The following is a 25,908-nucleotide window of genomic DNA, read 5'->3' as shown; positions in this document are numbered from 1 at the left end:
TCAGAGCCGGGCGGGGCAGGGCTGTTGGTCGGATTCAAGGTGACGCGCAGGGTGATATCCCCGGTTTGCCGAGGGTTGCCGCCCGGATGCGAGACGAGAGTGGGCTGGAGGCTTTTTTGTAGCGAATTATTCAGCGGTGCAAACAACGCGCTTTCGACGTCATCTGCACCGCTGTCGGTTGAGGCTCAGCGATCTCGGGAGATCGGGCCTTGCTCCAGGTGGGCCTGGCTGCAATACCACTGTTGCTCGAGGCTCAGCGCCCGGTCACGGGGCAGGTGCACGCCGCAATGGGCACAGCGCACCATGGGCGTGGTGCTGGGTTCGCGGGGAGCAGCGGTGCCGGAGGCGGGCTGCTTGAATTTGCGCCAGAGCCATACCGCAGCGGCAATCAGGGCGATCCAGAACAGTAAACGAAGCATGGTAGCCAGCTATGTGAGTGAGGAACCGGCAGTTTAGCCAAGGTCATGCCAGGCGCACAGTGCAATCAGCGCTGAAATCCGCGGACAAAAAAGGGAGACTCGAAAGTCTCCCTTTTGGCTAACCGCGGCGGTGTCAGTCGAACACGCCGAAGGTCATGTAGCTGAACCACGAGCGGTCGCTGTTGTTGCCTTCGGCTTCGTGCTGTTCTTCTTCGACAGCGTCGCCATTGGCGTCTTTAGGCTTGAGCTCGGCCGGAATTGCGTCCTTGGCGTCCTGGTATTGCTTCATCACGTCCTGGTTGGCGCGGGTTTCTCCCGGCGGCAGCGGTGGACGGGACTCGATCAGGCCCAGGGTGGCCTTGCTCAGCCAGGAGCGGTTGTCCGCCTCGGCGACCCGTGGCACGAACTGGCCGTCGACCAGGCTTGGGTGATCGGGGTAGTTGAGCTTCAGGGTTTCCAGGCTGGTGGCGGCCAGTTCGTCCAGGTGCAGACGCTGGTAAGCCTCGGTCATCACCGCCAGGCCATCGGCCACCGACGGGGTTTCCTGGAAGTTTTCCACCACGTAACGGCCACGGTTGGCGGCGGCTACATAGGCCTGACGGGTCAGGTAGTAATCGGCCACGTGGATCTCGTAGGAGGCCAGCAGGTTGCGCAGGTAGATCATGCGCTGCTTGGCGTCCGGCGCGTAGCGGCTGTTCGGGAAGCGGCTGGTGAGCTGGGCGAACTCGTTGTAGGAGTCGCGCGCGGCACCCGGGTCACGCTTGGTCATGTCCAGCGGCAGGAAGCGCGCCAGCAGGCCGACGTCCTGGTCGAAGGAGGTCAGGCCCTTGAGGTAGTAGGCGTAGTCCACGTTCGGGTGTTGTGGATGCAGGCGGATGAAACGCTCGGCGGCGGACTTGGCAGCCTCCGGCTCGGCGTTCTTGTAGTTGGCATAGATCAGTTCGAGTTGTGCCTGATCCGCGTAGCGGCCGAACGGATAGCGCGACTCCAGGGCCTTGAGCTTGGCTGTGGCGCTGGTATAGCTGTTGTTGTCCAGGTCGGTCTGCGCCTGCTGGTACAGCTCGACCTCGCTCAGGTTTTCGTCAACGACTTCCTTCGATGAGCAAGCAGCGGTCAGTGCGAGGATGGCGATCAGCAGCAGGTGTTTCACTTGCATGGCGGCTTGCGTCCCTATGACGGCCGCTGTCTTGGGCGGGGCCGTCCTGTTATGATGAGCGCCCCGTTGAAAAAGCCTCGGGGCAAAAGACGCCGTATTTAACCACAAGCGCGCAGCCGAAACCAAAGGCTGTGCCGACGCCTAGTCTGAGCATGTCCGATAAAATTGAACTTCGCGCAGAGGTGCCGTCCGAACTGGGCGGCCAACGCCTCGATCAAGTCGCCGCCCAATTATTCGCTGAGCACTCGCGCTCGCGCCTTTCCGCCTGGATCAAAGACGGCCGCCTGACTGTGGATGGAGCGGTTATCCGCCCGCGAGACATCGTCCATGGCGGCGCGGTTCTTGAGCTGACCGCCGAGCAGGAAGCTCAGGGAGAATGGATCGCTCAGGACATCGAGCTGGATATCGTCTATGAAGACGACGATATCCTGGTCATCAACAAGCCTGCCGGCCTGGTGGTCCACCCCGCCGCCGGTCACGCCGATGGCACGCTGCTCAATGCCCTGCTGCACCATGTCCCGGACATCATCAACGTGCCGCGCGCCGGCATCGTCCATCGCCTGGACAAGGACACCACCGGTCTGATGGTGGTGGCCAAGACCATCCAGGCGCAGACCCAGCTGGTCGCCCAGTTGCAGAGCCGCAGCGTCAGCCGCATCTATGAATGCATCGTGATCGGTGTGGTCACCGCCGGTGGCAAGATCAATGCGCCGATCGGCCGGCATGGCCAGCAGCGCCAACGCATGGCCGTGATGGAAGGTGGCAAGCAGGCCGTCAGCCATTACCGCGTGCTCGAGCGTTTCCGTTCCCACACCCATGTGCGGGTCAAGCTGGAAACCGGTCGTACCCACCAGATTCGCGTGCACATGGCACACATCAACTTCCCGTTGGTTGGCGATCCGGCCTACGGCGGCCGCTTCCGTATTCCGCCGGCGGCGAGCCCGACCATGGTCGAATCCCTGAAACACTTCCCGCGTCAGGCGTTGCATGCGCGTTTCCTGGAGCTGGATCATCCGACCACCGGTGAACGCATGAGCTGGGAATCGCCGCTGCCGGAAGACTTCGTCTGGCTGCTGACCCTGCTCAAGCAGGACCGCGAGGCCTTCGTCGGATGAATGACTGGCTGATTCCTGACTGGCCTGCGCCGGCCGGGGTCAAAGCCTGCGTCACCACCCGTGCGGGCGGCGTCAGTCTGGCGCCGTTCGACAGCCTCAACCTGGGCGATCATGTCGACGACGATCCGCAGGCGGTAGCCGAAAATCGCCGGCGCCTGACCGATCGTTTCTCCATACAACCGGCCTGGCTGAAGCAGGTCCACGGTATTGATGTGGTCGAGGCGGATCCGTCCGTCGTCGTCACCGCCGATGCCAGCTGGACGGCCACGCCCGGCATCGCCTGTAGTGCCATGACCGCCGACTGCCTGCCAGCGCTGTTCTGCGACCGCGCCGGTACTCGTGTGGCAGCGGCCCATGCCGGTTGGCGCGGGCTGGCGGCCGGAGTGCTGGAGGCGACACTCGATAGCCTGAAGGTTGTGCCTGAGGATGTACTGGTCTGGCTGGGGCCGGCCATCGGTCCGCAAGCCTTCGAGGTCGGGCCGGAAGTCCGTGAGGCGCTCGTCCGCCACTTGCCGCAAACCGAGCAGGCCTTTGTGCCGAGCCACAATCCCGGCAAGCTCATGGCTGACATCTATACACTGGCCCGCCTGCGCCTGGCGGCATGCGGCGTCACGGCCGTGTATGGCGGTGGTTTCTGCACCGTGAGCGATCCGCGTTTCTATTCCTACCGCCGCAGCCCGCGCACCGGGCGTTTCGCCTCCCTGATCTGGCTCGAACGCTAGACTTTTCTGACCTGTGTCAAGCTCGACAGGCTTGAATCTTCCAGAATCGACCGCATCTACAGGGGTATCTGGCAGGTTTCTCTATTTAGGTGTGTCCATCGCTCCGACCTGCTCAAAAGGAAGGTGACTAATGCGTATAGACCGATTAACCAGCAAGCTGCAGCTGGCATTATCCGATTCTCAATCCCTGGCGGTCGGCCTCGACCATCCGGCCATCGAGCCGGCGCACTTGATGCAGGCCCTGCTCGAACAGCAGGGCGGTTCGATCAAGCCGCTGCTGATGCAAGTGGGCTTCGACGTGAACAGCCTGCGCAAGGAGTTGAGCAAAGAGCTTGATCACTTGCCGAAAATCCAGAACCCCACCGGCGACGTGAACATGTCGCAGGATCTGGCGCGCCTGCTGAACCAGGCCGATCGCCTGGCGCAACAGAAGGGCGACCAGTTCATCTCCAGCGAGCTGGTGCTGCTGGCGGCCATGGACGAAAACAGCAAGCTCGGCAAATTGCTGCTGGGCCAGGGCGTCAGCAAGAAAGCGCTGGAAAACGCCATCAATAACCTGCGTGGCGGCGAGGCGGTGAATGACGCCAACGTCGAGGAGTCGCGCCAGGCCCTGGATAAATACACCGTCGACCTGACCAAGCGTGCCGAGGACGGCAAGCTCGACCCGGTGATCGGTCGTGACGACGAAATTCGCCGGACCATCCAGGTGCTGCAACGCCGGACCAAGAACAACCCGGTGCTGATCGGTGAGCCTGGCGTGGGTAAAACCGCGATTGCCGAAGGCCTGGCCCAGCGCATCATCAATGGCGAAGTGCCGGACGGCCTGAAAGGCAAGCGCCTGCTGTCCCTGGACATGGGCGCGCTGATCGCGGGCGCCAAGTACCGCGGCGAGTTCGAAGAACGCCTGAAATCCCTGCTCAACGAGCTCTCCAAGCAGGAAGGGCAGATCATTCTGTTCATCGACGAACTGCACACCATGGTTGGCGCCGGCAAGGGCGAAGGCTCGATGGATGCGGGCAACATGCTCAAGCCGGCCCTGGCCCGGGGCGAGTTGCATTGCGTCGGCGCCACCACGCTCAACGAGTACCGTCAATATATAGAGAAAGACGCGGCCCTCGAGCGGCGCTTCCAGAAAGTCCTGGTGGATGAGCCGAGCGAAGAAGACACCATCGCCATCCTGCGTGGCCTGAAAGAGCGTTATGAGGTGCACCACAAGGTGGCGATCACCGACGGCGCGATCATTGCCGCGGCCAAGCTCAGCCATCGCTACATTACCGACCGACAGTTGCCGGACAAGGCGATCGACCTGATCGACGAAGCCGCCAGCCGTATCCGCATGGAGATCGACTCCAAGCCGGAAGTGCTGGACCGTCTGGAACGGCGCCTGATTCAACTGAAGGTTGAGTCCCAGGCCCTGAAGAAGGAAGACGACGAAGCGGCGATCAAGCGCCTGGAGAAACTCCAGGAGGAAATCACCCGCCTGGAGCGCGAATACGCTGACCTGGAAGAAGTCTGGACTTCGGAGAAGGCCGAGGTGCAAGGCTCGGCGCAGATTCAGCAGAAGATCGAGCAGTCCCGCCAGGAACTGGAAGCCGCGCGCCGCAAAGGCGACCTGAACCGCATGGCCGAGTTGCAGTACGGGGTGATCCCGGACCTGGAGCGCAGCCTGCAGATGGTCGACCAGCATGGCCAAAGCGAGAACCAGCTGTTGCGCAGCAAGGTGACTGAAGAGGAAATCGCCGAAGTCGTGTCCAAGTGGACCGGTATTCCGGTGTCGAAGATGCTCGAAGGTGAGCGCGACAAGCTGCTGAAGATGGAAAGCCTGCTGCACCAGCGTGTCATCGGCCAGAACGAAGCCGTGGTGGCGGTAGCCAATGCCGTGCGGCGTTCCCGTGCTGGATTGTCCGATCCGAACCGGCCAAGTGGCTCGTTCATGTTCCTCGGCCCGACCGGTGTGGGTAAAACCGAGCTGTGCAAGGCGCTGGCCGAATTCCTTTTCGATACCGAAGAGGCGATGGTACGGATCGATATGTCCGAATTCATGGAGAAACATTCCGTGGCTCGGTTGATCGGTGCGCCTCCAGGCTACGTCGGCTACGAGGAGGGCGGTTACCTGACCGAGGCGGTGCGCCGTAAGCCTTATTCGGTGATCCTGCTGGACGAGGTCGAGAAGGCCCATCCAGACGTGTTCAACATCCTGCTGCAGGTGCTGGAAGACGGCCGCCTGACGGACAGCCACGGGCGTACCGTGGATTTCCGTAATACGGTGATCGTCATGACCTCCAACCTGGGTTCGGTGCAGATCCAGGAGCTGGTGGGGGATCGCGAAGCACAGCGGGCGGCGGTGATGGATGCGGTGTCGAGCCATTTCCGTCCGGAGTTCATCAACCGGATCGACGAAGTGGTGATCTTCGAGCCATTGGCCCGGGACCAGATCGCCGGCATCACCGAGATCCAACTGGGACGCCTGCGCGCCCGCCTGGCCGAGCGAGAGCTCAAGCTGGAGCTGAGTGGCGAGGCCTTGGACAAACTGATTGCCGTGGGCTACGACCCGGTCTATGGCGCGCGTCCGCTCAAACGAGCGATCCAGCGCTGGATCGAGAACCCGCTGGCGCAGTTGATTCTGTCTGGCAGTTTCCTGCCGGGAGCCACTGTGACGGCCAAGGTGGAAAACGACGAAATCGTCTTCGTCTGAGCCGGATAGGGCGTCGTTGTGAAGGAGGCCTCGCATTGCGAGGCCTTTTTTTGCATAGGGCGTTGAACTGTAAGGCAAAGGCTTGTAAAGTGCGCCCCGCAGTACGTCACCCCAAGGGTTTTTCCTCCCTGAGGAAAAAACTGAAATAAGTTGCAAATCATTGTCTTGAAAGCAATTTAGGGGGTTGACAGAGGTTTTTAAGATTGTAGAATAGCGCGCCTCAGAGACATGAACGTAGCGATACGGACCAGGTCGACGAGGAGGCTTCTAGAAATAAAAGCCTGTTGTAAACTTGAAATGTTCAGTTCCGTGATAGCTCAGTCGGTAGAGCAAATGACTGTTAATCATTGGGTCCCAGGTTCGAGTCCTGGTCACGGAGCCAATTTCAAACCGGGGTATAGCGCAGTCCGGTAGCGCGCCTGCTTTGGGAGCAGGATGTCAGGAGTTCGAATCCCCTTACCCCGACCATATTTGGGTCGTTAGCTCAGTTGGTAGAGCAGTTGGCTTTTAACCAATTGGTCGTAGGTTCGAATCCCACACGACCCACCATTTTTGAGACCAGTTCGCTGGAATCGAATCTTAAGATCAGACGCCAAAAGCTCTGTTCGCAGAAGGCGCCTTTAAAAGGTGCCTTTTTTTTACCGGGGTATAGCGCAGTCCGGTAGCGCGCCTGCTTTGGGAGCAGGATGTCAGGAGTTCGAATCCCCTTACCCCGACCATACTGAAAATCCTCGTATCGAAAGATACGGGGATTTTTTTTGCCCGGAATTCGGCGTCGGTTGTGTCTGTCTCTTCCTGAATAAGGTTTACACCTTCTGATCTCTTCTCAGGAGGGCGTGATGGAAGCGGGAAAAGGCGCAGTCAGTGAGGCTACACGCTGACTTTTAAATTGTCGGTCGTCGACCATGTTGAAAAGGCGAGCTGAGTCATAAAGAGGCTCAGGCGCGCTACAGCATTCAAGGCAAGACGACCGTTCTGATGTGGCTGTATACAAAGCATGGTCGGCAGGATTGGAGCGCAGGCGGACATACTGGCTCGCCGAAGATAGTTTCATTCCTTTGGCGTGAAGCAAAAAAAGCCCCGATAATTCGGGGCTTTTTTTGGGGGGATTTGGGTTGTCCATTGTCGTTCTGTGCATATCCCTTTTCCGGCCCCCGTTTCGCTGCCATTCACTGTCTAGCGGGCATATTCGATATAGATGAGGTGAGTAGGGGGGATGTACTGGCCGCTGGGTTGACCAGGCTCATGCCGATAAACGCAATGTGGGAGTGATTGGCTTATGTTTCTGTGTGACCAGCCCCTCGTTGCGAGGGGCGTTTACGGTGCTCACAAGGCCCGGCAAAGGCCATCCACACGTTCATATGCCAATTCCTTGTTGGCTGCCGGTAGCGTGTAATCCACGAAACAGCTGCCTTCGGCCCAGCGAATCTCCAGTCGGCCCTTGTCGGCAACGCCGAAGACCAGCAGGCGCGACAGGTTGTCGACCATACCCAGGGGCTTGTCTTGCTCGTCGTAGCCTTGGGCGCCGAAGGGGATGGTGCCGCCTTTCTCCGCACGCAGGACGAACTGCAGGCGGCGACCGGTCTGTGCGGCGTAGGTGGTCTTGACGATGGCGCCACGGGTCGGCACCAGCACCTTGGAGGTTTCGTTGATCTCGGTATCGGTCCCCAGGGTCTGGGTGTCCAGGTTCAGCCAGTTGTAACGATAAGGCTGCATATAGGGCACCACCGCGTAACCCTTGCCATTGGTGCGCACGCCGTTCCAGCCGGATACCCCGACGCCATCGACATCCGGAACTTCCAGCAAGCCAAAGGTCTCGCCAAGCGGCTGGCCAAGGGTGATGCCGCCGCTGTGTACCAGCAGGGAGCCAGAAGCACCCAGGTCGATATGCTTGTCATCGCGCCCCTGGCTATAGCCACCACGCAGCTTGGCGACGGGGGTGTCCCAGTCCAGGCCGGCGCCGGCTGTGCTGCCGTTTGTTTTGCTATGGCCGGCCTGTGCCGAGTAGCTGAGGGTGGCCTGGTCGTCCAGGTAGCCGGATACGTTCGACTGCAGCGAGGAGTCGCCCTTGCTCGAGCTGATGGCGTTGCTGGAGAGGCGATGAGAACTGCCTCTCCCACCCAGCGGTAGGCTGACGCTGGCGGTGAGTTGTGTATCCGAACCACCGTTCATGGGATCGCTCTGGGTGCGTGACACCGCCAGGCTGTAGCTGACATCGGCGATGCTGCTGCCATAACCCAATTGCCAGTTGCGCGTGCGGCCCTGCTGTTTCCAGTAGCTGGTTTCATCCATGCTCAGATACAGCGACCCTCGTTGCGACAGGTTCTGGTTCACCCGGAGGTTGATCCGGCTCTTTTGTGCACTGAAGCCGGCACGCTCCTGATACATGAGGTCGTCCACATGCTGGCTGAAGCTGCGATAGCCTTCGGTGGAGTAGCGGTAGCCGGCCATGGTGAAGGTGGTATCGGTGGCGTTCAGCGTCTTGGAGTACAGGAAGCGTGCACTGTGCCCCTTGTTGCTCCTGCCGTTCGGGGTTTTCGATTCACTGCTGGTGACGTCGAAGGAAATGCCGCCGATGCTGGAGTTCACGCCCGCGCCAAGGTTGACGGCGCGATAGTCCTGGGCGAGCAGCGCACCACCGTAGCCGGTCAGGTTGTCGGTCACACCGTAGACTGCGGTGCCCTGGGTGAATGATGGCGATGGCTGGTCGGCGGAACGATATTCACCGGCAGTGACGCTGTAGCGAAGGTTGCCGCGGCGGGTCATGACCGGCTGGTAGGCATAGGACTGCTGGTATTCGCGCACACGACCGTCCGCTTCGATGATCTTGATCTGCAAGTCGCCGTTGGAGCCGCTGGGATAGATGTCAGTGAACTCGAAGGCGCCAGGCGGCACCGACGCGGAATAGATCACGTAGCCGTTTTGCCGTACTTCGACGGTGGCGTTGGTTTCAGCGATACCGCGGATCACAGGTGCGTAGCCGACCTCGTTGTCAGGCAGCATGCCGAGGTCCGAAGCGATCTGGGCGCCGCGAAAACGCACGCTGTCGAAGATCTCGCCGGGGGTGTACAGCTCGCCCAGGGAAAACTTGCCTTTCAGGCGCCGAACATCGCGTTCCAGATAGGTGCGGTTGCTCTTGAACTCGCTTTTTGTACCGGTGCCACCGGTCAGGGCGGATTCGTTACGAAAGCGCCAGCCGGCGATGTTAAAACCGTTGCGCAGGTTCAGGTTGTGGTAGTCGCTCTTCGTTCCTTGGTTGGTGTTGCGGTTGAAGTTGGCCTGGTAGTCGCTGTAGAAGGCGGTGATGCCTTCGTCCCAAACCGACGGGTCGACGTAACCACGGGAATAGCGCTGGACGTAGGCCTGCGGAATGCTGACCTGCAAGGCCAGGTTGGTGATGTCGAAGTCCACCGCGGCGCCAGCGATCTGGGCGCTGACGTCGAACGGCAGCTCATCCTTGGCGTCGGCGGCGATAAGCCCGTCCTGCTGGGCTTTGCCCGCGTTGAGCCCGAGCTCTTTGAACAGCCCGAGCGAGAGGACGGGTTTGGCCTGCCCGGATGCGTCGGCACTGAAGGTGATCTCCTGGCGCTTGATCAGCACGTTGTTCAAGTAGAGGTCGACGCTGTAGGTGCCTGGCGGAATGGCGCTGCCTTTCTCGAAATACTTGAGGTCCACCGGAGCACCCTCCATTTTCAAAAAGGAGTCGCTGAACTCGACCTCTGCGGCGGACAGCTTCGAGGTCAGTCCCACTGCCATGAGGCAAGTCGCGCACGCCCGTCGGGCGATCCTGAAACTGAGCTCTCTCTGAAAAATGGGCATGCGAAATCCTTTCGATCATGCATCGGATGCCCGAGGCACTGACCTGAGTAAAAAGTCGGATAGGTAAAGCTTTGCGCTCTGGCGAGCGGCGCGAATGACGGTTGTGCTTTCGTTAGTTGGAAAGTTTGCTGGTGATTCGATCCAGCCCGCCGTAATCGTTGATGCTGTCGAATTCCACCGTTGCAGCTCCGGACCTCACGCCAGCCGAGCCTTTGATCGCGACGACGCGAGTCGCCCCTGGCGCCAGCATTTCCGCGGTGGCGCTGCCCGTGTCCGCGCCGTTGCGCAGCTTCACGGTGCTACCGGAAAAGGACACGTGGTACGCGGAAGGGTTGGTCACTGAAAGCGCGGTTTTACCGCCTTGTTCCACCAGCTTCCATTGCAGGTTCTTGGCTGCATTGGCCGAGGTGTCCGGCAGATTGGCCGGGCGGTAGAACAGTTTTATGCGTTGGCGTATGGCGATCTGCAGGGTGTTCTGGTCCTTGGCTTTTTGCGGAATCTCTTGCACGGCGAGCCAGAGCACGGACTCCTTATCGGTCGGCAGCCCTTGGCCTTGATAGAGGATGCGCAGTGTTTGCTGCTTGTTGCCTCCAAGACGAACGAGAGGAGGAGTAACGACAAATGGGACTTCAGCAGAGGGGCCATTGCGATCTGGCTCGACCCAGGACTGGACCATGATGTCATCCGAGCCTTGGTTCCTGACGATGACGGATGTTTCCTTGGCTGGCGCGGCAAAGACGACGCGGGTGCCATCCAGCGTAATGCCGGCATTGGCCATCGACGCAAAGAGCGTCATGGCACTGGTGAGGGCAAGACGTGTCAATAGTGAGGTTTTCATAGCGGCTCCAGGTCGGTGGGAAGGGCGCATGCCCCTCCCTTTGGCGCGGGTTACTCGTAGGTCAAGGTAAACGGCAGGGTGCCGTTCGCAGAACCAGCTTTGATCGGTGCGCCGTTTGCCACATAACCTGCACGCAGGTTCAGATTGGCGGTGTAGGTGGTGTTTTGACCTTCGGTGGTTGATACCAGCGCGCCATCGATGGTTTCGTTCGCACCGAGGTTCACCAGCTTGTTGCTGCTGTTGTAAAGACCGATGCCCACGCCTTCTGCACCACCGGTGACTTTCAGCAACGAGACGTTCTTGCTGTCGACGCCGGAGCCACTGTTCGGGTCGAACTGCAGCTTGACGGACTTCAGGCCGGCCGCGGTACCGCCGCAATCCAGGTTCAGGTTGATGCTCTTACCGCCGACGATGCCACCAGCGGCAGTGCCGGTGAGCGAGTCGCTGCTGACCTTGCCGAGGCCGATATCGATGGTCTGTCCGCCTTTGTTGCCACCAACGCTGGTGCCGGCACCGCCGGTGATGGCACAGGATGCGGCGATGATTTCGCCGGTGAAGTTGATGGTACCGTCTGCCGCGACAGCGGAAGTGCTGACTGCGCCAGCGATGGCCATGGAGACGATGCTTTTGAGAAGTTTGGACATTTCATGTACCTGCTAAAGTGGGAGGTGCAATCTTGTGTCTTCACTCCGGTCGTTACAATAAGACCATTCTTAAACTGTTGATTAGTCTATGGGTTTGAATGGCTGCTAATACTTTGTTTGTTGGTGGGGTTTCAATAGGAAGATTCTTAAAATGTTGCCCTGTTAGGGTTTTCTTGAAGAGAATTGTCCGTCTGGCCTGGTAAGCAGGGGAGCGATTTGTATCGCCTTCGATCGTTTTGGGGGAGGCACCCAGGAAGGCCAGTTCATTGGGTGGTGGGCGAGTCTAGAGGAGGATTAAACTAACTGCCATCTACAAATAGATGGAACACGACTGTTACCTTGAATACTTATTTGATCAACTCTCTATATGTTGCTTTAAAAGGCGCCACTAGAAGCATGGATATGCATTGCTCGAACTAGATGGGGGGCTTTTGAGTGCTGAGGATGAAGTAGGGCAGGTCTTTTAGTTTGGCTGTGAGGCTGGCTGTGTACTGCTCGGAAAAGTCTGATCTCAACTAAGGGAAGTTTCTTTTCTTCGATCTCCAGCAATTCCCCTGTGGGTCCCGAGTTGGGCAAAGGCCTGAACCAACCTTGCACAGGATGCAAAAAAATGCCCCGATCGCTCGGGGCATTCCTGTCTTGAACGACTGACTCAGTGCAGCTTGAGTCGTGGCTCGGTACCACGGCCGATCCGGCTGCCGAGCATCAGCATGGCGGTCCGGAACGGGCCGTAGAGCGCCATCTGGTGCATGCGGTACAGCGACACATAGAACATCCGCGCCAGCCAGCCTTCGAGCATCACACTGCCGGTCAGGTTGCCCATCAGGTTGCCCACGGCGGAAAAACGCGACAGCGAGATCAGCGAACCGTAGTCGGTGTATTTGTACTCCGGCAGGGCCTTGCCTTCGATGCGCAGTTTCAGCGACTTGGTCAGCAGCGATGCCTGCTGGTGAGCCGCCTGGGCCCGCGGTGGAACGTTGCGATCGGTGCCCGGTTGCGGGCAGGCGGCGCAGTCGCCAAAGGCGAAGATATTTTCATCGCGAGTGGTCTGCAGGGTCGGCAGGACTTGCAGCTGGTTGATGCGGTTGGTTTCCAGGCCGTCGATGTCCTTGAGGAAACCCGGTGCGCGAATCCCGGCGGCCCAGACTTTCAGGCTGGCGGCAATCACCTGGCCATCGGCGGTGATCAGGCTGTCGGCGGTCACTTCGCTGACCGCGGCATTGGTCATCACCTTGACCCCGAGTTTTTCCAGGGTCTTGTGTACCGGTCCGCCAATCCGCTCCGGCAGGGCCGGCAGTACCCGTGGGCCGGCCTCGATCAGGGTGATGTGCATGTTTTCCGGCTTGATCCGGTCCAGGCCGTAAGCCGCCAGTTCGTGAGCGGCATTGTGCAGCTCGGCGGCCAGTTCGACGCCCGTGGCGCCGGCTCCGACGATAGCCACGCTGATCTGCTCGACCACATCGGTCTGCCCGGCGTGGGCACGCAGGTAGTGGTTGAGTAGTTGCTGATGGAAGCGTTCGGCCTGCTTGCGGGTGTCGAGGAACAGGCAATGCTGGGCGGCGCCCTGGGTGCCGAAGTCGTTGGTGGTGCTGCCCACGGCGATCACCAGGGTGTCGTACCCCAGCTCGCGGGCCGGCAGCAGCTCCACGCCATTTTCGTCGTAGGTGGCGGCCAGCTGGATTTTCTTCTGCTGACGATCGAGCCCGCTCATGCGGCCCAGCTGGAACTCGAAGTGGTTCCATTTGGCTTGGGCGACATAGTTGAGTTCGTCTTCGGAAGAGTTCAGCGAGCCGGCGGCCACTTCATGCAGTAAGGGCTTCCAGATGTGGGTCAGGTTCGCGTCGACCAGCATCACACTGGCGGTGCCGCGCTTGCCCAGAGTCTTACCCAGACGGGTAGCCAACTCCAGACCGCCGGCGCCGCCGCCAACGATGACAATACGATGAGTCATGGGGATATCTCGCAAGGCTAAAAGAAATCGGTACGGTTACCCGAGCGAGCGCGATGCAGCTCATAGCGTCAGGTAACTGATAAGTCGGCTCAGCAGGCCCAGGCCAATGGTGATGGCCACGACTATTACGAGGAGCATCCACGGCCGGAAGGGCCGGCGCTCGACTCGGTGCTGGGCCAGTTGCAGGTATTCTTCGACATGGCGTTGGTCGTCGGGGTTCAGGCGGCTGGTCATAAAAAGCCTCGTCAGCTAGACGTTGCGAAAAGTATGAAGGTTACAGCGCAGTGCCATCTTGTCGGGCTATGCGGCATGGAACGGAGCATAGCTGCTCGCGGATGCGGGCCTTGTCATCGCGCGAGTGATTGCGCTTTGTAACACTCACGCGATGTTTGCGCCATGCCACGAATGGCCTGAAGAGGCCCGGGAAATTCCGCTCCAGGCGGCCTACAGGCTGATCCCGACGTCGAAGAGGATGCTGCGCCCCAGGTTGCCACGCAGGAAGTCCGGCGCATCGGGATGGGCGAACAGCACGCGGGCGAAGGTCGGCCCGACCAGCGACAACGAGCGCCAACCCTGACGCAGATACTCGGTCGGCGGCGGGAAATGGCTGTTGAGGTCGAGCACTTCGCGCTTGAGGCTGGCGAAGGCGATGATGTCCAGTTCCCCCAGGTCCATGCCGCGTTCTTTGTAGTTGTGGGCTTTCTTGCGCAGGGTCGGTGCCAGCCTGAGCAACAGTTCGTTGGCCGGAATGCGCTTGGGCTTGGCCTCGCGCCGCACCAGTTGGCTGAGAGAAAAGGCGCTACGGCGCCGTTGCAACTCGTCGCGCCATTCGTCGTTGAGGCGGCGGCCTTCGTCCAGCACGAAGAACACCTCGAAACAGGCTTCGCGAAACAGTACGTCCGGCGGCTCCTGCCCGGCGGGCGTGAATTCGTCGGCACGGTAGGGGATGTTCAAGCCTTGCAGCAGGCGCTGGCAGACCCAACGCTCACGCTCCCATTTGCGCGCATTGGACAGGAACGCGTTGGCTTGTTCGGCCTGAATGGTGAGCAGGCGCAGGTAATCTGAGTCATCCATAGTCCAAGCTTAGCGTCCAAACGCTGATCCAAGAAATACACTCTGCCGGGTCGGCGGCGGGGGCTGACTGCACTTATAACGGATAAGTGTGACATCAGGTCAACCCTCTGCCGCTCGTTCACGCCCGCCAGGGTTTCAGCCAGAGGCCCAGGGCGATCAGCAGGAGCAGCCCGGCCACAGTGCTGAGCCCCAGTTGCAGCCAGGCATTCGGCAGCGGATGCAACAGCAGCGCTGCGGCACTCAGCAGAGCGGCGCTGACGGCCCAGCGCACCGGCCAGCTGATAAGGCTGAGCAATTGTTGGCGCTGCATCAGCAACAGGTTGGTCAGGATCACGCCGCCGAGGGCGGCCAGGGGAATCGCATTCAGCCCCGCAATCAGCGGCAAGCCCGCCAGCAGCAAGGCGTTGAGCAGGCTGCCGAGCAGTTCGCAGTACAGCGGCGTTCGGGTATCGCCAGCGGCATAGGCGTAGCGCGCGAGCATGGCGTTCCAGGCGCCGAACACCAGGGACACGGCGAACCAGCCCAGCAGCGCCGGCAGCGGCCCGTCGGCGCTCTGGGCGGGCAGCAACCAGTGGATCAGCGCCGGGCTGGCGCCCACCAGGCCGAGGGCTGCTGGCAGGCTCAGCAGGGTCGCGGCGTCCAGCCCGCGATGCAGCAGCCCCAGGCGTTGATCGCCGGACTTGCCGCTCATCAGGCCGAGCAGGACCTGGTTCAGGCTCATCAAGGCAATCAACGGCAGGTTGATCAGCTTGCGCGCCAGGTTGACCCAGGTCACCGCGCCTTCGCCCAGGTAGCTGGCGACCACCCGTTCCACCAGCGCCAGGCCCTGGCTGGCCAGGTTGCTGGTCAGCAGCGGGCCGAGACGGACCAGCAACTCCCGGCTGGCCCCGGCGTCCCCGCGGACCTGCCAGGGGCGCCAGCCGGTTTGCCAGATCGCCGGTACCAGCGACAGGCACATCAGCAGGCTGCCGAGAAAAAACGCCAGCGAAAGGCCGGAGCCCAGGCTCGCCTGGCCGTAGAAAAACAGATAAAGCACCGGTGGCAGGTTGAACAGCAGCGAACCCAGCCCCGGCAGGACAAAACGTTGCCGGGCATGCAGCGGAATGCTGAACAGCGCATGCAGGAGCAGGCCGGGGATACAGGCGGCCAGGCTGCGCAGGTTGACGGCGGCTTCGGCCTGGGCTGCGCTGTCGAGCCCGGGACCGATCAGGCGGATCCACAGTGGCGCGCTCAAGGCCAGCAGGGCATACAGCCCCAGGCCCAGGCCCAGCAGGCGCGGACTCAGGCCCGCCAGCCAGGTGTGCTGGCGCTGGGCGTCGCGCTCCTGATAGAGCGGCAGGGCCGCGGCCGCCAGGATACCGGCCGCCAGGGTCATGCGCAGGGCTTCGGGAATGAACACTGCGACCAGGAACGCATCGCTGCGGCTGCCCGCGCCCCAGGCCGCCACCAGCAGCCATTCGCGGGCAAAACCGGCGAGCAGCCCGGCGAGGGTCGCCAGGGTCAGTAGCAGGGTGCTGCCGAGCATCAATAGAACAGGGTGAACAGGCCTTTGCCACCCACCTTGTAGTTCAGGTCGTGAGGGCGCTCACCCATGGGTTTGGCACCGCTGCCACCGATGATCTTGTAGGGGGGAACAGCCTTGGACACGAGGGTGTTGGCGGTCACTACCGCCCCGCGACCGATATGCGAGCCATGGGCGAGCAGCGCCCGGGTGGCGATCCAGGCGTAGTCATCGATATAGATGGGCGCGGACACCGACCAGAACTCGGGGCTCATCGGGTCATGGCCGCCGGCGAGAATCAGCACGTGAGAGGCGATCGTTACATGATCGCCGATGATCAGCCCGGCCCGGGCGTCGACCTGACAATGCCAGGCGATCACGCTGTCATCGCCGATCACCAGGTTTTCCACACCCAGCACCTCGGTGTTGCGCCAGATGGTCGAGCCCTTGCCGATTTTCGCGCCGCCCAGGCGCAGCCAGGCGATGCGCACGTGATGGCTGGGGATCTTGTTGATCAGGATGTTGTAGGCCTGTTCCCAGGCCCGCAACCAGCGGTCCTTGAGGGTGGCCAGGTTCTTGCCGTAGCGCGGCACCAGGGTGGTGGGGATGTCCTGCTTCAAACGACCATACAGGCGCCGTGTCAGGGGATGTTCGATGATCTGTTCGATGTCCACCGAGCAGACACTGTAGCGCGCCTGCTCGCCGTCGCCCTCGACGAACAGCACGTCGTTGTTCAGCCCCCAGCTGTAGGCCTCGAGCAGTTCATCGTGGCTGACGCCCAGCTCCGAGGCCAGGGCAGGCAGGCGTTCCGGCAGATCCGCAGAATGGAAAATACGGTGTTTCATGCTTGGCGATCCTTGGGGTTGATGAGGGGGAGGGTGATGGCCGGGCGTAACCGGACCTGTTGCAGGCTTATGCCCATCAACAGCCAGAACAGACCGATCAGCACGAAAGTGAAGCTGAAGTAGTGGTCGAACAAACCCGTCAGCAACGCTGCCAGCAGGCCGGAAATGCAGCCCAGCCACAGCGCGTTGTCAGCGGTCACCTGACGGATCGGCGCCAGCGGGCGCACCTCGCGCCACCACAATAGGGTGACGGCGATGAACAGCAGCATCCCCGGAATGCCGATCTTGTAGATGAAGTTCAGCCACAGGTTGGAGATGCCCGGCAGGTCGGTGCCCGGCACCGGCGGATCGACCTTGAAGCCGATGCCCAGCGGGTAGCGCATCATCGCCTCGGGGAATTTCGCGTACTCATCGAAACGCACTTCGGTACTGGCGTTGGTCGCCGAGAACATGGTCATCAGGCGTTCCTGCAGCGGCGGATAGAACATCACCAGGGCCACCGCGAAAGCCGCCCCGAGGCCAATGATCCGGCCGCTGTATGGCACGCGTTTGTAGGTCAGCCAGATCAGCACCAGGGCCAGGGCCAGGATCGCCCCGCGGGAAATACTCAGCAGCAGCCCGGCGCAACCGAGGATCGCCACCGCCAGCCCCAGGGCCCGGCGCGCGCCGGTGCGGGTCCAGCCATAGAGCAGCGCCAGGGGAATGAACAGCACCAGCACGCCGCCCGTGAGGTTGGGGTGAACCCAGGGCGATGCCATGCGCTGGTAGTTGGCGGAGAAGATGTCCTTCACCGCTTCCGGGTGGGCGTACTTGAGGTCGGTGAGGATCGGGATCATCGACATCGCGTTGCGCGACTTGATGAACATGCCGATCGACAACAGCAGCATCAGCAGAGTGCCCAGCAGCAGGGCGATCACCACTTTGTCGCGGTCGGCATCGGTACGCAGCAGCAGCGGCACCATGAACAGCAGCGACAGGTTCATCAGCCAGCGCACCCAATTCACCGGGCCGTTGCCCTCGGCATGAATGATCAGCATGCCCCAGACAAAGGGAATGGCGCTGAACAGCATCAGCCAGGCCATGGCCCGTTCGGTGGGGCGCCAGAGCATGAGGTTGCGGGTCTTGCCGATGAATGATTGCCAGAACAGTCCGACCCACGTCAGGCCCAGCACCGCTTCACTGACCGTGGTGCGAATCCCCAGTTGCAGCGTGGTGTAAGGAATGCAGGTGGCCAGCACGGCGAAGATCAGCAGGCCCCACAGCGGCTTGCGGATCAGCGTCAGGGCTACGGCCAGGCCGATCACCACGAAGATGACTTTTGCCGGTGGCAGGGCCCACAACAGAATCCCGAAGATCAACCCCAGGGTCAGGCCAATGGATTTTCCTGGCAGCATCAGTGAAAGAGCCCTGTGAGCAAGGTGTCGAGGCGCTGGCGGTAGGTCGGTTCGGCAAATTGCCGGGCCCAGTCGCGCAGGGTGTCCGGATCCGGTCTGTTGCTGTCCTGGGCCTGTTCGATCAGTGCGTTGCGCAGGCTGGCGCGATCGCGGGCATTGAAGCGTCGCGCGCTGGGCGGAGAGACTTCGTCGAGGGCCGAACCCCTGGCCACCGCGACCGGCGTACCCTGCCACAGCGCCTCGACCACCGGCAGGCCGAAGCCTTCGGCGTAGGAGGGTTGCCACAGGCAGTCGGCATGCTGGTACAGCGCCTGCAGCTGCTCGTCGCTGACACCACTGACCCAATGCAGGCCGGGCAACTGGTTCAGGTTCGCCGGCAGGTCGCTGGCGTGGCCGACCAGGACCAGCTCCGGTACTTGCGGGTTTTCCTGGCGGCAGCGCTGCCACTGCTCGATGAAGAACGGCATGTTCTTGCGCGGCTCCCGCGTCCCGACGGCCAGCCAGTAACGCTCGGGCAGGCCCGCCGGCAGCGGGCCGACGACGCCCTGGAACTCCGGCACCAGGTTGTTCAGCACGCGGAACTTCGGCCGTGCCCAGGGAAACAGCCGGGCCGCTTCGCTGCAGGAAAACCGCGAAGGGCACCAGACTTCATCGGCGATCCAGATCGACCAGGCGATCGATACGGCATCGATCAGCCGATAGACCATGGCCTTGATCGGCGAGCGGTGGAAGTTACGCTGGGTCAGCTGGAACAGGTCATGCAGGATCAGCACATAACGGGTACCCGCCGGCTTGTGGCCGATGGGCAGGCCCATGTTGGCGGTGGCGATGTACAGGTCGACCGACTGCTCGCGAATGGTCGCCGGCAAGAATTTGCGTTCGAAGCGCAGGCGCACGCCGGGGCGTTGCACGCCATCGAGGGGGCTTGGCCAGGCCGGACAGAAGGCGGTCTGGCGTTGCTCATGCTCCAGTGGCGCTTCGCTCACCAGCAGCAATTCGATGTCTTCACGGGCGCGCAAGGCCTGTTCCAGTGCCTTGACCTGACGGGCGATACCGGAGGAGGGAGCGGCCGTGGCCGGACGATAATCGAGGGCTACACGCATGCGGGATGCTCCTGTGTGGAGGGCAGAGTCCGGTAGATCTGTTCCAGCTCGTCGCCGGCCACGGCCCAGTCGTGATGCTGGCGGGCATACAGGCGGGCGCCGCCGGCCAGTTGGGCGGCCAGGGTCGGCTCGCTCAACAGGCGAATCACGGCATCGGCCAGGGCCTGGGCATTGTCGCCTGCCAGGTAATGTTCCTCGGGGCGGATGGCCAGACCCGAGGCGCCTTGCGCGGTGCTGACCAGCGGCAGGCCGGCGGCCATGGCTTCGAGCACCTTGAGCTTGGAGCCGCCGCCCTGGCGCAACGGCGCGATGAACAGCGCGCAACGTCGTTGCAGATCAGGCAGGTCCGGCACGAAGCCGACCCACTCGATGCGGCTGTCGGTCCAGCGTTCGGGCCAGTTGGCAGGCAAGGCATACCCGGCCACCGCCAGGTGCGCCTCGGGGCAGTGGCTCCAGACCCGCGGGAAGATCTCGTCGAGCATCCACTGCACGGCGTCCAGGTTCGGCGCGTATTCGTAGTTGCCGACAAACAGCACCCGCTGGCTCTGCGGGTCGGCCGAGACCTCGGCAAAGCTGCGGCTGTCGACGCCGTTGACCACCACCTCGACCGGGGTACGGGTCAGCTGGCGCATGGACTGGGCGTCGCTTTCGGTCACCGCGACCACCTGACGGGCCGAATCGAACGCCTTGCGTTCCCACTGCCGGCAGCGCCATTGGTCGTAGCGCACGAAGAGGCTGGCCCAGGCCGGGAAGCGGTCATAGGTCGCGCCGCCCAGGCTGGACTCGAGGTTGTGCTCGGTGAGCACGAAGTCCCGGCCGGCCCGCCGCAGTGGTTGCAGATAGGGTTGCAGGCTGTAGCTGTGTTCGACCTGGATCACATCCCAGGGCTCCTGCAGCAGGCTGTCGAAGCGCTCGCGCAACGGGCGCGACACGCCGTTGACCGTGGTCAGCAGCGGCCAGGGCGCGAACAGCCCGGCCAGCAGCGTGACCGGGTGTTTCAGTGGGCGTCGGGGCTCCACGATCAGGCGCTCCAGCCAGGGCTCGAGGGCGGCGCGGGTGGCGGCATCGGCCTCGGTCTTCGACTGCACCAGCAAGGTGATGCGGTGACCCCGCTCGCTCAAGGTCCGCAGCAAGTGAAACTGGCGAGTCTTGCCTCCGCTGGTCATGGGCCAGGGCAGGTAGGGGAGAATCCAGAGAATCTTCACGTACGGCACTCCAAGTCGAGATCGATTACCACACGAGAATCTGCAGGGACGATTTCACGGCCGGCTGGATGCCGTCCGCGGCGTCGAGACTGGCCCGGGTTCCGCTGAGCGGATCGTAGAGCTCGGCCTGGTGCACCTGGGGCAAGCGGATGGTGCCGCCCTTGGCGCTCCAGAACATCAGCAGGCGCTTACCGTCGTCGCGGGTCCAGGACACGCTGTAGAAGGTGTCGGGCAGGTTTTCCAGCACGGGCGTCTTGCCGGGTGTGAGGCGCGCGCCGGTGATCTCGAGAAACCGCGCGAGCGCTTTGTACACCGGCTTGGGTTCGCCGTTGAGGTCGAGCAGGCCGTAATGCTGGTCGCGGGCCGAGGCGCGCGAGTCGAGATCGGAAAGGGCGAACAGGAAGATCCGCTCGTAGTCCTGATCGCTCATCAACGCCAGGCGGCGCAGGGTGTAGTCGGCCTGGCCGTCGACGCCGATCAGCCGCTGCATCTCCTTGGGCCCGGCGTAGCTCGACCAGCCCCATTCAGTGGCCCAGATCCTCTTCAGGCCGGCGCCGTGCAGCATGTCGTTGAGCTGCTTGCCGCGCAGCAGCACTTCGTTCTTGCCGGGCTCATCGCTTTCCGGGGTTTCCGAATACGGGTGATAGGCGGCGACCATGCCCAGGCTCTGTACGCCCAGTTCGCCGAGCTTTTCGAACATCAGCGCGTTGCGATGGGTCGGCATCTGGCTGTAGTAGGCCATGCCGCCCATGACCTGGGTCTTGTCCGGTGCTACCTGGTTCAGCGCCTGGTGAGTCGTCAGCAACAGCTCGCCGTAGCCCTTGGCATCGGGTTTCGGCCGCCAGTTGTTGGGTATGTTCTGTTCGTTCCACACCTGCCAGGCGTCGATGTTCGGATAACGCTGGGCCAGCATCGCCATGCGCGTGGCGAAGACTTTCGGATCCCGCGGCGGGTACTGATCCTGGAAGGGCCCGCCCTTGGGAGCGGTGGTCACGAAGGGCGCCGAGCCGACGAGGTAGAACAGCGACTTGAGTTTCGCGTCGCTCAGGGTCCGGTCCAGTTCGTCGAGGGTGCTGAGCTGGTAACCCTCTTCGGTAGGCTCGAGCCGGTCCCAGTGCAGGTCGACCCGCACCCATTGCAGGCCGAGCTTTTTATAGGCGGCGATCTGTTTGCGGTATTGCTGCGGGGTGAACCACAGGAAATGCGCGTTGACCCCCAAGTAGTCCTTCCACACCAGGGTGCGATCGGGAGCCAGGTTGATCGGCGTGGCATCGACCTGTTCGCTGAGCAGCAGGGCGCCGCCTACCGCCAGCGCGGCCACCAGCGGCAGATAGCGCAATAGCGGGCGACGTTCAAGGCCAGGTCGGGTCTTCATTTCGATCGCTCCTTGCACACTTCATTGAACAGTTCGGCGAAGCGGCGCGCGGTCGCGCTCCACTCGCGCTGATGTCCGGCCTCGCTGGCCCGCGCGGCCCACTGGCGGGCCAGTTCGGGCTCCAGCACCAGGCGGCTCAGGTGCTGGCTCAGCGCTTCGACATCGCCTTGCTGATAGGTCACGCCATTGCCGCCGGCAACCTCCTCGGCAAAGGCCCGGGCATTGGAGGTGACGACCCCGCGACCGCAGGCATTGGCCCAGGACAGGGCGCCGCTGGTGCCACGCATCTGGCCGAGCCAGGCGAGCTTTTTCGATTCCCGGTACGGCAGCACCATCACGTGGTGGGCCTGGATGGTGCGGGCGATCTCGGCGGACGGCAGGTCCAGTTGCCAGTCCACCACATCGTCCAGTTGCAGTTCGCGAATGCGCTGGCGCAGGCCGTCGAGGTAGTTGCCGGCCGGGTCGAAGGTCATTTCCGGGGCAGTGCCGCCGGCCAGGGTCAGGCGTACCTGGCCTCGGCACTGTGGGTTGGCCGCCAGGGTACGGGCCAGGGCTTCGATCAGGTCCTCGATGCCCTTGCCGCGGTAGATGAAACCGAAGTACAGCAGGCGCAACGGCACCAGCGGCGGCAGTTCGGCCGCAGGGATCGGCAGGTTGCCATGGGCGATCACCGCCACCTGCTGCGGTTGCAGGCCCATGCGCTGGCGCAGGCAGTCGCCGCCCAGCCGGGTCAGGGTAATCAGCCGGCGCATGCCACGGGCCAGGCGCCGTTCTTCACGCAGGGTCAGCGGGTCGGCGAGCAGCGCCGCCGCTTGCGGCAGCGGGTGCGGCAGGCGTTCGAGCAGGGTCAGTGGCCAGAACAGCCGGGCGCGTCGCCAGATCAGGCGTTCCGGGTCATGCACGGTGGCCGTGCGCGGGATCCGCGGTTGTTCGGCGCTCAGGTAGTCGAGCGCCTGGAATTCGCCGAAGCGGCCACCCCCGAGTTCGGCGTGCACCAGGTCGACGCCCGTCCAGTCGAAGGCGCGCAGGCGCGTCAGCTGTTCCGCGGGATCGTGACAGCCGGCCAGCGGCGTCAGCACTTCGATGCCAAGGCCGCGCAGCGCATTGCTGAAATGCGCTGCGTAGTCGGCGATACCGGTCTGTTCCGGCGGCAGCGGGGCCAGCAAGGCGATACGCATCAGGCGGCACCGCGCCAGCTGTTGATCCGCTCCAGCACCCTGGACGGTACTTCGAAGCGGCGACGGTTGAGGATCAGCCCGTCGACCTTGCCGAAGGCGGTGGTCAGCAGCGACATCGCATTCTCGATCATCGGCACGGTGCTGGTCCGGGCCTCGATCACCAGGGCGATCAGGTCGGCGCGGCGCAGGATCAGGAACGCCTCCTGGTTCGACAACAGGGCCGAGGCATCCAGTAGCAGCACTTCACCGGGCTGGGCCGGCGCGCTGTCGTTGACCCGCACGCGATGGCCGCGTTCTTCCAGCAGGCGGCGCAGGCGTTCCAGGATGAAACTCACACCTTCGCCATGGCGCGCCGAGGTCAGGCCCAGGGTCAGGCCCTGGCTTTCGATGCGATCCATGGGCAACAGGCTGTAGAGCCGGTAGATGCTCGCGGTCATCGCCGCGGGCGTGGCGTCCTCGAGGTCCGGCACGCTGCCCCACAGCTGCACCTGGAACAGCTCCGGCAGGCGCGAGCCGTCGTGGATGCGCTGGTCCAGCAGGTAGCAGACATAGATGGTCAAAAGACCCACGGCGATCCCCGCGGGAATGGCGAACAGCAGGATCAGCAAGCTCTTGGGGAAGACCCGCGCCGGGTTGAAGGTGGCGTGCTCGATGATTGCGATGTTGCTGATCTGGCTACTGTCGAGTTCGTGGTCGATACGCGCCTGTTCCAGGTTTTCCGAGTACAGCGCGTAGCTCTTTTCAGCGGTACGCAACTGCTGGGTCAGGCGGTTGAGTTCGGGCTCGTCGGTCAGTACCCGGTCACGCTCGGCACGCAGGGTGGCCAGGGTCTTGTCGTAGTTCTCGATCTGTCCGGTCAGCCGGCGTTGTTGCAGCTGGGCATCGATGACCTGCTGCTTGACGTTGGTCACCAGGCTATTGGGCGCAATGTTCTTCGAGCGTTCCAGGCGGGTCTCTTCCTGTTCGCTGAGGGCCTGCAGGTCGTGGATGTTCTGTTCGATCTGCTTGACCGCCGGCGCCTCGGGCAAATAGGTGCGCAGCAAGCGCGCGCGTTCCACTTGCAGGGTGTTGAGCTGGCGCTTGAGGTCGAGCTGGGTCGGGTTGAGGCTGGTCTCGCGGCTGGTCACCACTTCGACGGGCTGATCCTGGATCTGCTGGCGGGCGTTGATCAGGAAGCTGCTGATCCCGGACAGCTGGTTCTGCGCATTGACCCGGGCATCGGTCAGCCGGTCGATCTGGCTGGTGAGGTTTTCCAGGCGGGCATCGACGCTGATCGAATCGATCTGCTTCAGGCGGCCCTGCAACTGTTCCTTGAGGCTGAGGATCTGCGCGGCCACCTTGTTGCCTTCGCCTTCATAGAAGGCATAGAGGCTCTTGCGACCGAGCACCCGGGCGCGTTCCTCGAGGAAGGTGTCGACCCAGATCTTCACCACCTGCTGCGCGACTTCCGGGTCGTCCCAGGTAAAGCTGATATCGATCACCGACGAGCCCGGTTCATGGCTGGCCTGGAAGTTCTTTTCCAGGCGGGTCGCCAGGCGGTCCAGCGGGCTCTGCGGCTCCGACAGGCCGACCAGTTGCAGCAGGCTGCGCAGCGCATCGATGGCCGTGCCCATGGCCTTCTTGGCGTAGAACTTGAGGGTCTTCCAGAAACCCTGGGGTTCGGCGGCCGCGCTCAGTTCCAGGTAGCGCTGGGCGACGATGTGCACGATCGGCCGGCCGGTGAGCATCTTCTCCTCATCGACGATCGGGTCGTGCTGGGTGCTGGGCGAGATCAGCGTCTGGCGATTGCCGGCCTCGATCGGCACCGTGGTGCTGTCGCGCCCGGGCTTGACCAGCAGGCGCGCGTCCGACTCGTAGCGCGTCGGCAGCAGGAAGGCGCCCAGCACCGCGACCACGATAGTGGTGATGACCGCCAGCTTGAACTCGCGGCGGAATATGAAGAACAGGCGCAACAGGTCGCGTAGAGAGCGTATTTCGATCACGGGATCACTCCGTTGAAAGTACTTGTAGCAGTGGCTGATGGAGGCCGATCAAACGCATCACTCCGGTCTACTGAGAAATGTTATTGACGTTTTCGATGTTGGTCGTGCTGTTGCCGCTGTTTCTTACATCCTGGTCGTTCAAGTCGTAGTTGAAGCCCAGGCCGATCCCCTTGTTAACCGGGAACAGCTTGGTGAAGTACATGTCCACCGCTTCCACCGTGCTGCCGATGGTCGATTGCGGCACGTAGATCAGGTCGCCGCGCTGCAGGGCGACCAGCGGATGGTTGGGGTTGCTGAGCATGCTGCTGAGGTCGACGAAGTACATCTTGTACTTGCCGTCGGGGCCGGTCCTGAGCAGGGCGATGTTGGAGCTGTCGGCCGACGGCAGGACGCCGCCGGAGCTGAGCAGGGCCTGCTCCACCGACACGGTGCCGGCCAGGTTGAAGAACGACGGGTTGGCCACCGCGCCGCCGATGAACACCCGGTTGCTCGGGGCAATGGCGATGTTCACGGTCACTTCGGGCTCGCGGTAGACACGGGTGTAGCGTTTGGTGATTTCCTTGCCCAGGTCTTCCGGGGTCAGCAGCGCGGCCTTGATCCGGCCGATGTTGGGCATCGAGATGAAACCGTCCGGGCGCACCACGAACAGCGTCATGTCGTCGGTGGCGGCCGGCTCCTGGGCATCGCGCACGATGCGCAGGGTGTCGCCGCTCTGGATCAGCACCTGGGCGGGCGGCAGGTCGGCCAGGGTCAGTGCCGCCGCGTGGCGGGCCTTGAGGGTGTCGCTGTCAGGGAGCGCGACATGGGCGGGGGTCGAGCAGCCGCCCAGCCACAGGGAGGCGGTCAGGATGCTCAACAGACAAAGCCGGGAAGGTCGGTTAATAGTCATCAT

Annotated in this window: 20 protein-coding genes, 4 tRNA genes and 1 pseudogene; 8 read left to right on the top strand and 17 right to left on the bottom strand. The window is 62.5% G+C overall.

The genetic code is table 11. The features are described 5' to 3' along the window. Positions 1-185: 185 nt before the first annotated feature. Both H0I86_RS27210 and H0I86_RS27205 read right to left on the bottom strand, forming a co-directional pair. Positions 186-419, bottom strand: a complete 234-nt coding sequence (locus H0I86_RS27210) for a PP0621 family protein (RefSeq protein ID WP_007924721.1) — start codon at positions 417-419, stop codon at positions 186-188. A 133-nt stretch (positions 420-552) separates the two neighbouring features. Beyond that, on the bottom strand, positions 553-1,575 hold the full coding sequence (locus H0I86_RS27205) for an outer membrane protein assembly factor BamD (protein ID WP_009050934.1): 1,023 nt from the start codon (positions 1,573-1,575) through the stop codon (positions 553-555). Between the two features lie 152 nt (positions 1,576-1,727). On the opposite strand from H0I86_RS27205, the gene rluD reads away from it, so the two are divergent. The 8 genes and pseudogenes from rluD to H0I86_RS27165 all read left to right on the top strand — a co-directional run. Then, entirely contained in the window at positions 1,728-2,690 is a 963-nt protein-coding gene (gene rluD, locus H0I86_RS27200) for a 23S rRNA pseudouridine(1911/1915/1917) synthase RluD (RefSeq protein ID WP_009050933.1), read from the top strand. Beyond that, complete coding sequence (pgeF, locus tag H0I86_RS27195; protein ID WP_180922846.1) at positions 2,687-3,412, top strand: peptidoglycan editing factor PgeF; 726 nt, start codon at positions 2,687-2,689, stop codon at positions 3,410-3,412. Before rluD ends, pgeF begins: the two co-directional genes overlap by 4 nt. A 130-nt stretch (positions 3,413-3,542) precedes the next feature. Continuing rightward, positions 3,543-6,107, top strand: a complete 2,565-nt coding sequence (gene clpB, locus H0I86_RS27190; protein ID WP_180922845.1) for an ATP-dependent chaperone ClpB — start codon at positions 3,543-3,545, stop codon at positions 6,105-6,107. Between the two features lie 306 nt (positions 6,108-6,413). Beyond that, positions 6,414-6,489 (top strand) — tRNA-Asn (locus tag H0I86_RS27185). A gap of 9 nt (positions 6,490-6,498) precedes the next feature. Further along, a tRNA-Pro gene (locus tag H0I86_RS27180) sits at positions 6,499-6,575 on the top strand. A gap of 5 nt (positions 6,576-6,580) precedes the next feature. Beyond that, a tRNA-Lys gene (locus H0I86_RS27175) sits at positions 6,581-6,656 on the top strand. 93 nt (positions 6,657-6,749) lie between these two features. Then, a tRNA-Pro gene (locus H0I86_RS27170) sits at positions 6,750-6,826 on the top strand. A 158-nt stretch (positions 6,827-6,984) separates the two neighbouring features. Then, positions 6,985-7,130, top strand: a pseudogene (locus tag H0I86_RS27165) (IS3 family transposase); the annotation flags it as partial. 303 nt (positions 7,131-7,433) lie between these two features. On the opposite strand, the gene H0I86_RS27160 reads toward H0I86_RS27165, so the two are convergent. The 15 genes from H0I86_RS27160 to H0I86_RS27090 all read right to left on the bottom strand — a co-directional run bounded on the left by H0I86_RS27160 (position 7,434) and on the right by H0I86_RS27090 (position 25,908). Then, a complete protein-coding gene (locus H0I86_RS27160; protein ID WP_180922844.1) occupies positions 7,434-9,926 on the bottom strand; it encodes a fimbria/pilus outer membrane usher protein in 2,493 nt (830 codons plus the stop codon). Positions 9,927-10,038: 112 nt separating this feature from the next. Further along, positions 10,039-10,764 (bottom strand): fimbrial biogenesis chaperone, encoded by a 726-nt coding sequence (locus tag H0I86_RS27155; protein ID WP_180921859.1) that lies wholly within the window; start codon positions 10,762-10,764, stop codon positions 10,039-10,041. A gap of 50 nt (positions 10,765-10,814) precedes the next feature. Next, positions 10,815-11,408, bottom strand: coding sequence for a fimbrial protein (locus tag H0I86_RS27150; RefSeq protein ID WP_180922843.1), 594 nt, complete (start codon positions 11,406-11,408; stop codon positions 10,815-10,817). Between the two features lie 652 nt (positions 11,409-12,060). Further along, positions 12,061-13,359 (bottom strand): NAD(P)/FAD-dependent oxidoreductase, encoded by a 1,299-nt coding sequence (locus H0I86_RS27145; protein WP_009050927.1) that lies wholly within the window; start codon positions 13,357-13,359, stop codon positions 12,061-12,063. 60 nt (positions 13,360-13,419) lie between these two features. After that, a complete protein-coding gene (locus H0I86_RS27140; RefSeq protein ID WP_180922842.1) occupies positions 13,420-13,593 on the bottom strand; it encodes a DUF3094 family protein in 174 nt (57 codons plus the stop codon). A gap of 210 nt (positions 13,594-13,803) precedes the next feature. After that, entirely contained in the window at positions 13,804-14,433 is a 630-nt protein-coding gene (locus tag H0I86_RS27135; RefSeq protein ID WP_007924708.1) for a DUF1780 domain-containing protein, read from the bottom strand. Positions 14,434-14,551: 118 nt separating this feature from the next. Beyond that, positions 14,552-15,958 carry a lipid II flippase MurJ gene (locus H0I86_RS27130; RefSeq protein WP_180922841.1) on the bottom strand — a complete coding sequence of 469 codons (1,407 nt, stop codon included), beginning with the start codon at positions 15,956-15,958 and terminating at the stop codon, positions 14,552-14,554. Continuing rightward, positions 15,958-16,779: an acyltransferase gene (locus H0I86_RS27125; RefSeq protein ID WP_180922840.1), complete on the bottom strand. Its 822-nt coding sequence runs from the start codon at positions 16,777-16,779 to the stop codon at positions 15,958-15,960. The genes H0I86_RS27130 and H0I86_RS27125 overlap by 1 nt, the downstream gene beginning before the upstream one ends. Then, on the bottom strand, positions 16,776-18,173 hold the full coding sequence (locus tag H0I86_RS27120; protein WP_180922839.1) for an O-antigen ligase family protein: 1,398 nt from the start codon (positions 18,171-18,173) through the stop codon (positions 16,776-16,778). Before H0I86_RS27120 ends, H0I86_RS27125 begins: the two co-directional genes overlap by 4 nt. Further along, positions 18,173-19,276 carry a glycosyltransferase family 4 protein gene (locus tag H0I86_RS27115; RefSeq protein WP_180922838.1) on the bottom strand — a complete coding sequence of 368 codons (1,104 nt, stop codon included), beginning with the start codon at positions 19,274-19,276 and terminating at the stop codon, positions 18,173-18,175. The genes H0I86_RS27120 and H0I86_RS27115 overlap by 1 nt, the downstream gene beginning before the upstream one ends. Continuing rightward, complete coding sequence (locus tag H0I86_RS27110) at positions 19,267-20,481, bottom strand: glycosyltransferase family 4 protein (protein ID WP_180922837.1); 1,215 nt, start codon at positions 20,479-20,481, stop codon at positions 19,267-19,269. The genes H0I86_RS27115 and H0I86_RS27110 overlap by 10 nt, the downstream gene beginning before the upstream one ends. Before the next feature lie 25 nt (positions 20,482-20,506). Next, positions 20,507-21,856 (bottom strand): glycoside hydrolase 5 family protein, encoded by a 1,350-nt coding sequence (locus H0I86_RS27105; RefSeq protein ID WP_180922836.1) that lies wholly within the window; start codon positions 21,854-21,856, stop codon positions 20,507-20,509. Continuing rightward, positions 21,853-23,034 carry a glycosyltransferase gene (locus H0I86_RS27100; protein WP_180922835.1) on the bottom strand — a complete coding sequence of 394 codons (1,182 nt, stop codon included), beginning with the start codon at positions 23,032-23,034 and terminating at the stop codon, positions 21,853-21,855. Before H0I86_RS27100 ends, H0I86_RS27105 begins: the two co-directional genes overlap by 4 nt. After that, a complete protein-coding gene (locus H0I86_RS27095; protein WP_180922834.1) occupies positions 23,034-25,016 on the bottom strand; it encodes a GumC family protein in 1,983 nt (660 codons plus the stop codon). Before H0I86_RS27095 ends, H0I86_RS27100 begins: the two co-directional genes overlap by 1 nt. A gap of 67 nt (positions 25,017-25,083) precedes the next feature. Further along, entirely contained in the window at positions 25,084-25,908 is an 825-nt protein-coding gene (locus H0I86_RS27090) for a polysaccharide biosynthesis/export family protein (RefSeq protein ID WP_180922833.1), read from the bottom strand.

The organism is Pseudomonas chlororaphis subsp. aurantiaca (assembly GCF_013466605.1).
Classification (GTDB): domain Bacteria; phylum Pseudomonadota; class Gammaproteobacteria; order Pseudomonadales; family Pseudomonadaceae; genus Aquipseudomonas; species Aquipseudomonas chlororaphis_I.
The sequence above is the reverse complement of the archived record's forward strand: the minus strand, read 5'-3'. Positions and strand labels throughout refer to the sequence as shown.

Coding starts and splice junctions, on each gene's coding strand:
- H0I86_RS27210 (WP_007924721.1), bottom strand. CDS start 419: ATGCTTCGTTTACTGTTCTGGATCGCCCTGATTGCCGCTGCGGTATGG.
- H0I86_RS27205 (WP_009050934.1), bottom strand. CDS start 1,575: ATGCAAGTGAAACACCTGCTGCTGATCGCCATCCTCGCACTGACCGCT.
- rluD (WP_009050933.1), top strand. CDS start 1,728: ATGTCCGATAAAATTGAACTTCGCGCAGAGGTGCCGTCCGAACTGGGC.
- pgeF (WP_180922846.1), top strand. CDS start 2,687: ATGAATGACTGGCTGATTCCTGACTGGCCTGCGCCGGCCGGGGTCAAA.
- clpB (WP_180922845.1), top strand. CDS start 3,543: ATGCGTATAGACCGATTAACCAGCAAGCTGCAGCTGGCATTATCCGAT.
- H0I86_RS27160 (WP_180922844.1), bottom strand. CDS start 9,926: ATGCCCATTTTTCAGAGAGAGCTCAGTTTCAGGATCGCCCGACGGGCG.
- H0I86_RS27155 (WP_180921859.1), bottom strand. CDS start 10,764: ATGAAAACCTCACTATTGACACGTCTTGCCCTCACCAGTGCCATGACG.
- H0I86_RS27150 (WP_180922843.1), bottom strand. CDS start 11,408: ATGTCCAAACTTCTCAAAAGCATCGTCTCCATGGCCATCGCTGGCGCA.
- H0I86_RS27145 (WP_009050927.1), bottom strand. CDS start 13,359: ATGACTCATCGTATTGTCATCGTTGGCGGCGGCGCCGGCGGTCTGGAG.
- H0I86_RS27140 (WP_180922842.1), bottom strand. CDS start 13,593: ATGACCAGCCGCCTGAACCCCGACGACCAACGCCATGTCGAAGAATAC.
- H0I86_RS27135 (WP_007924708.1), bottom strand. CDS start 14,433: ATGGATGACTCAGATTACCTGCGCCTGCTCACCATTCAGGCCGAACAA.
- H0I86_RS27130 (WP_180922841.1), bottom strand. CDS start 15,958: ATGCTCGGCAGCACCCTGCTACTGACCCTGGCGACCCTCGCCGGGCTG.
- H0I86_RS27125 (WP_180922840.1), bottom strand. CDS start 16,779: ATGAAACACCGTATTTTCCATTCTGCGGATCTGCCGGAACGCCTGCCT.
- H0I86_RS27120 (WP_180922839.1), bottom strand. CDS start 18,173: ATGCTGCCAGGAAAATCCATTGGCCTGACCCTGGGGTTGATCTTCGGG.
- H0I86_RS27115 (WP_180922838.1), bottom strand. CDS start 19,276: ATGCGTGTAGCCCTCGATTATCGTCCGGCCACGGCCGCTCCCTCCTCC.
- H0I86_RS27105 (WP_180922836.1), bottom strand. CDS start 21,856: ATGAAGACCCGACCTGGCCTTGAACGTCGCCCGCTATTGCGCTATCTG.
- H0I86_RS27100 (WP_180922835.1), bottom strand. CDS start 23,034: ATGCGTATCGCCTTGCTGGCCCCGCTGCCGCCGGAACAGACCGGTATC.
- H0I86_RS27090 (WP_180922833.1), bottom strand. CDS start 25,908: ATGATGACTATTAACCGACCTTCCCGGCTTTGTCTGTTGAGCATCCTG.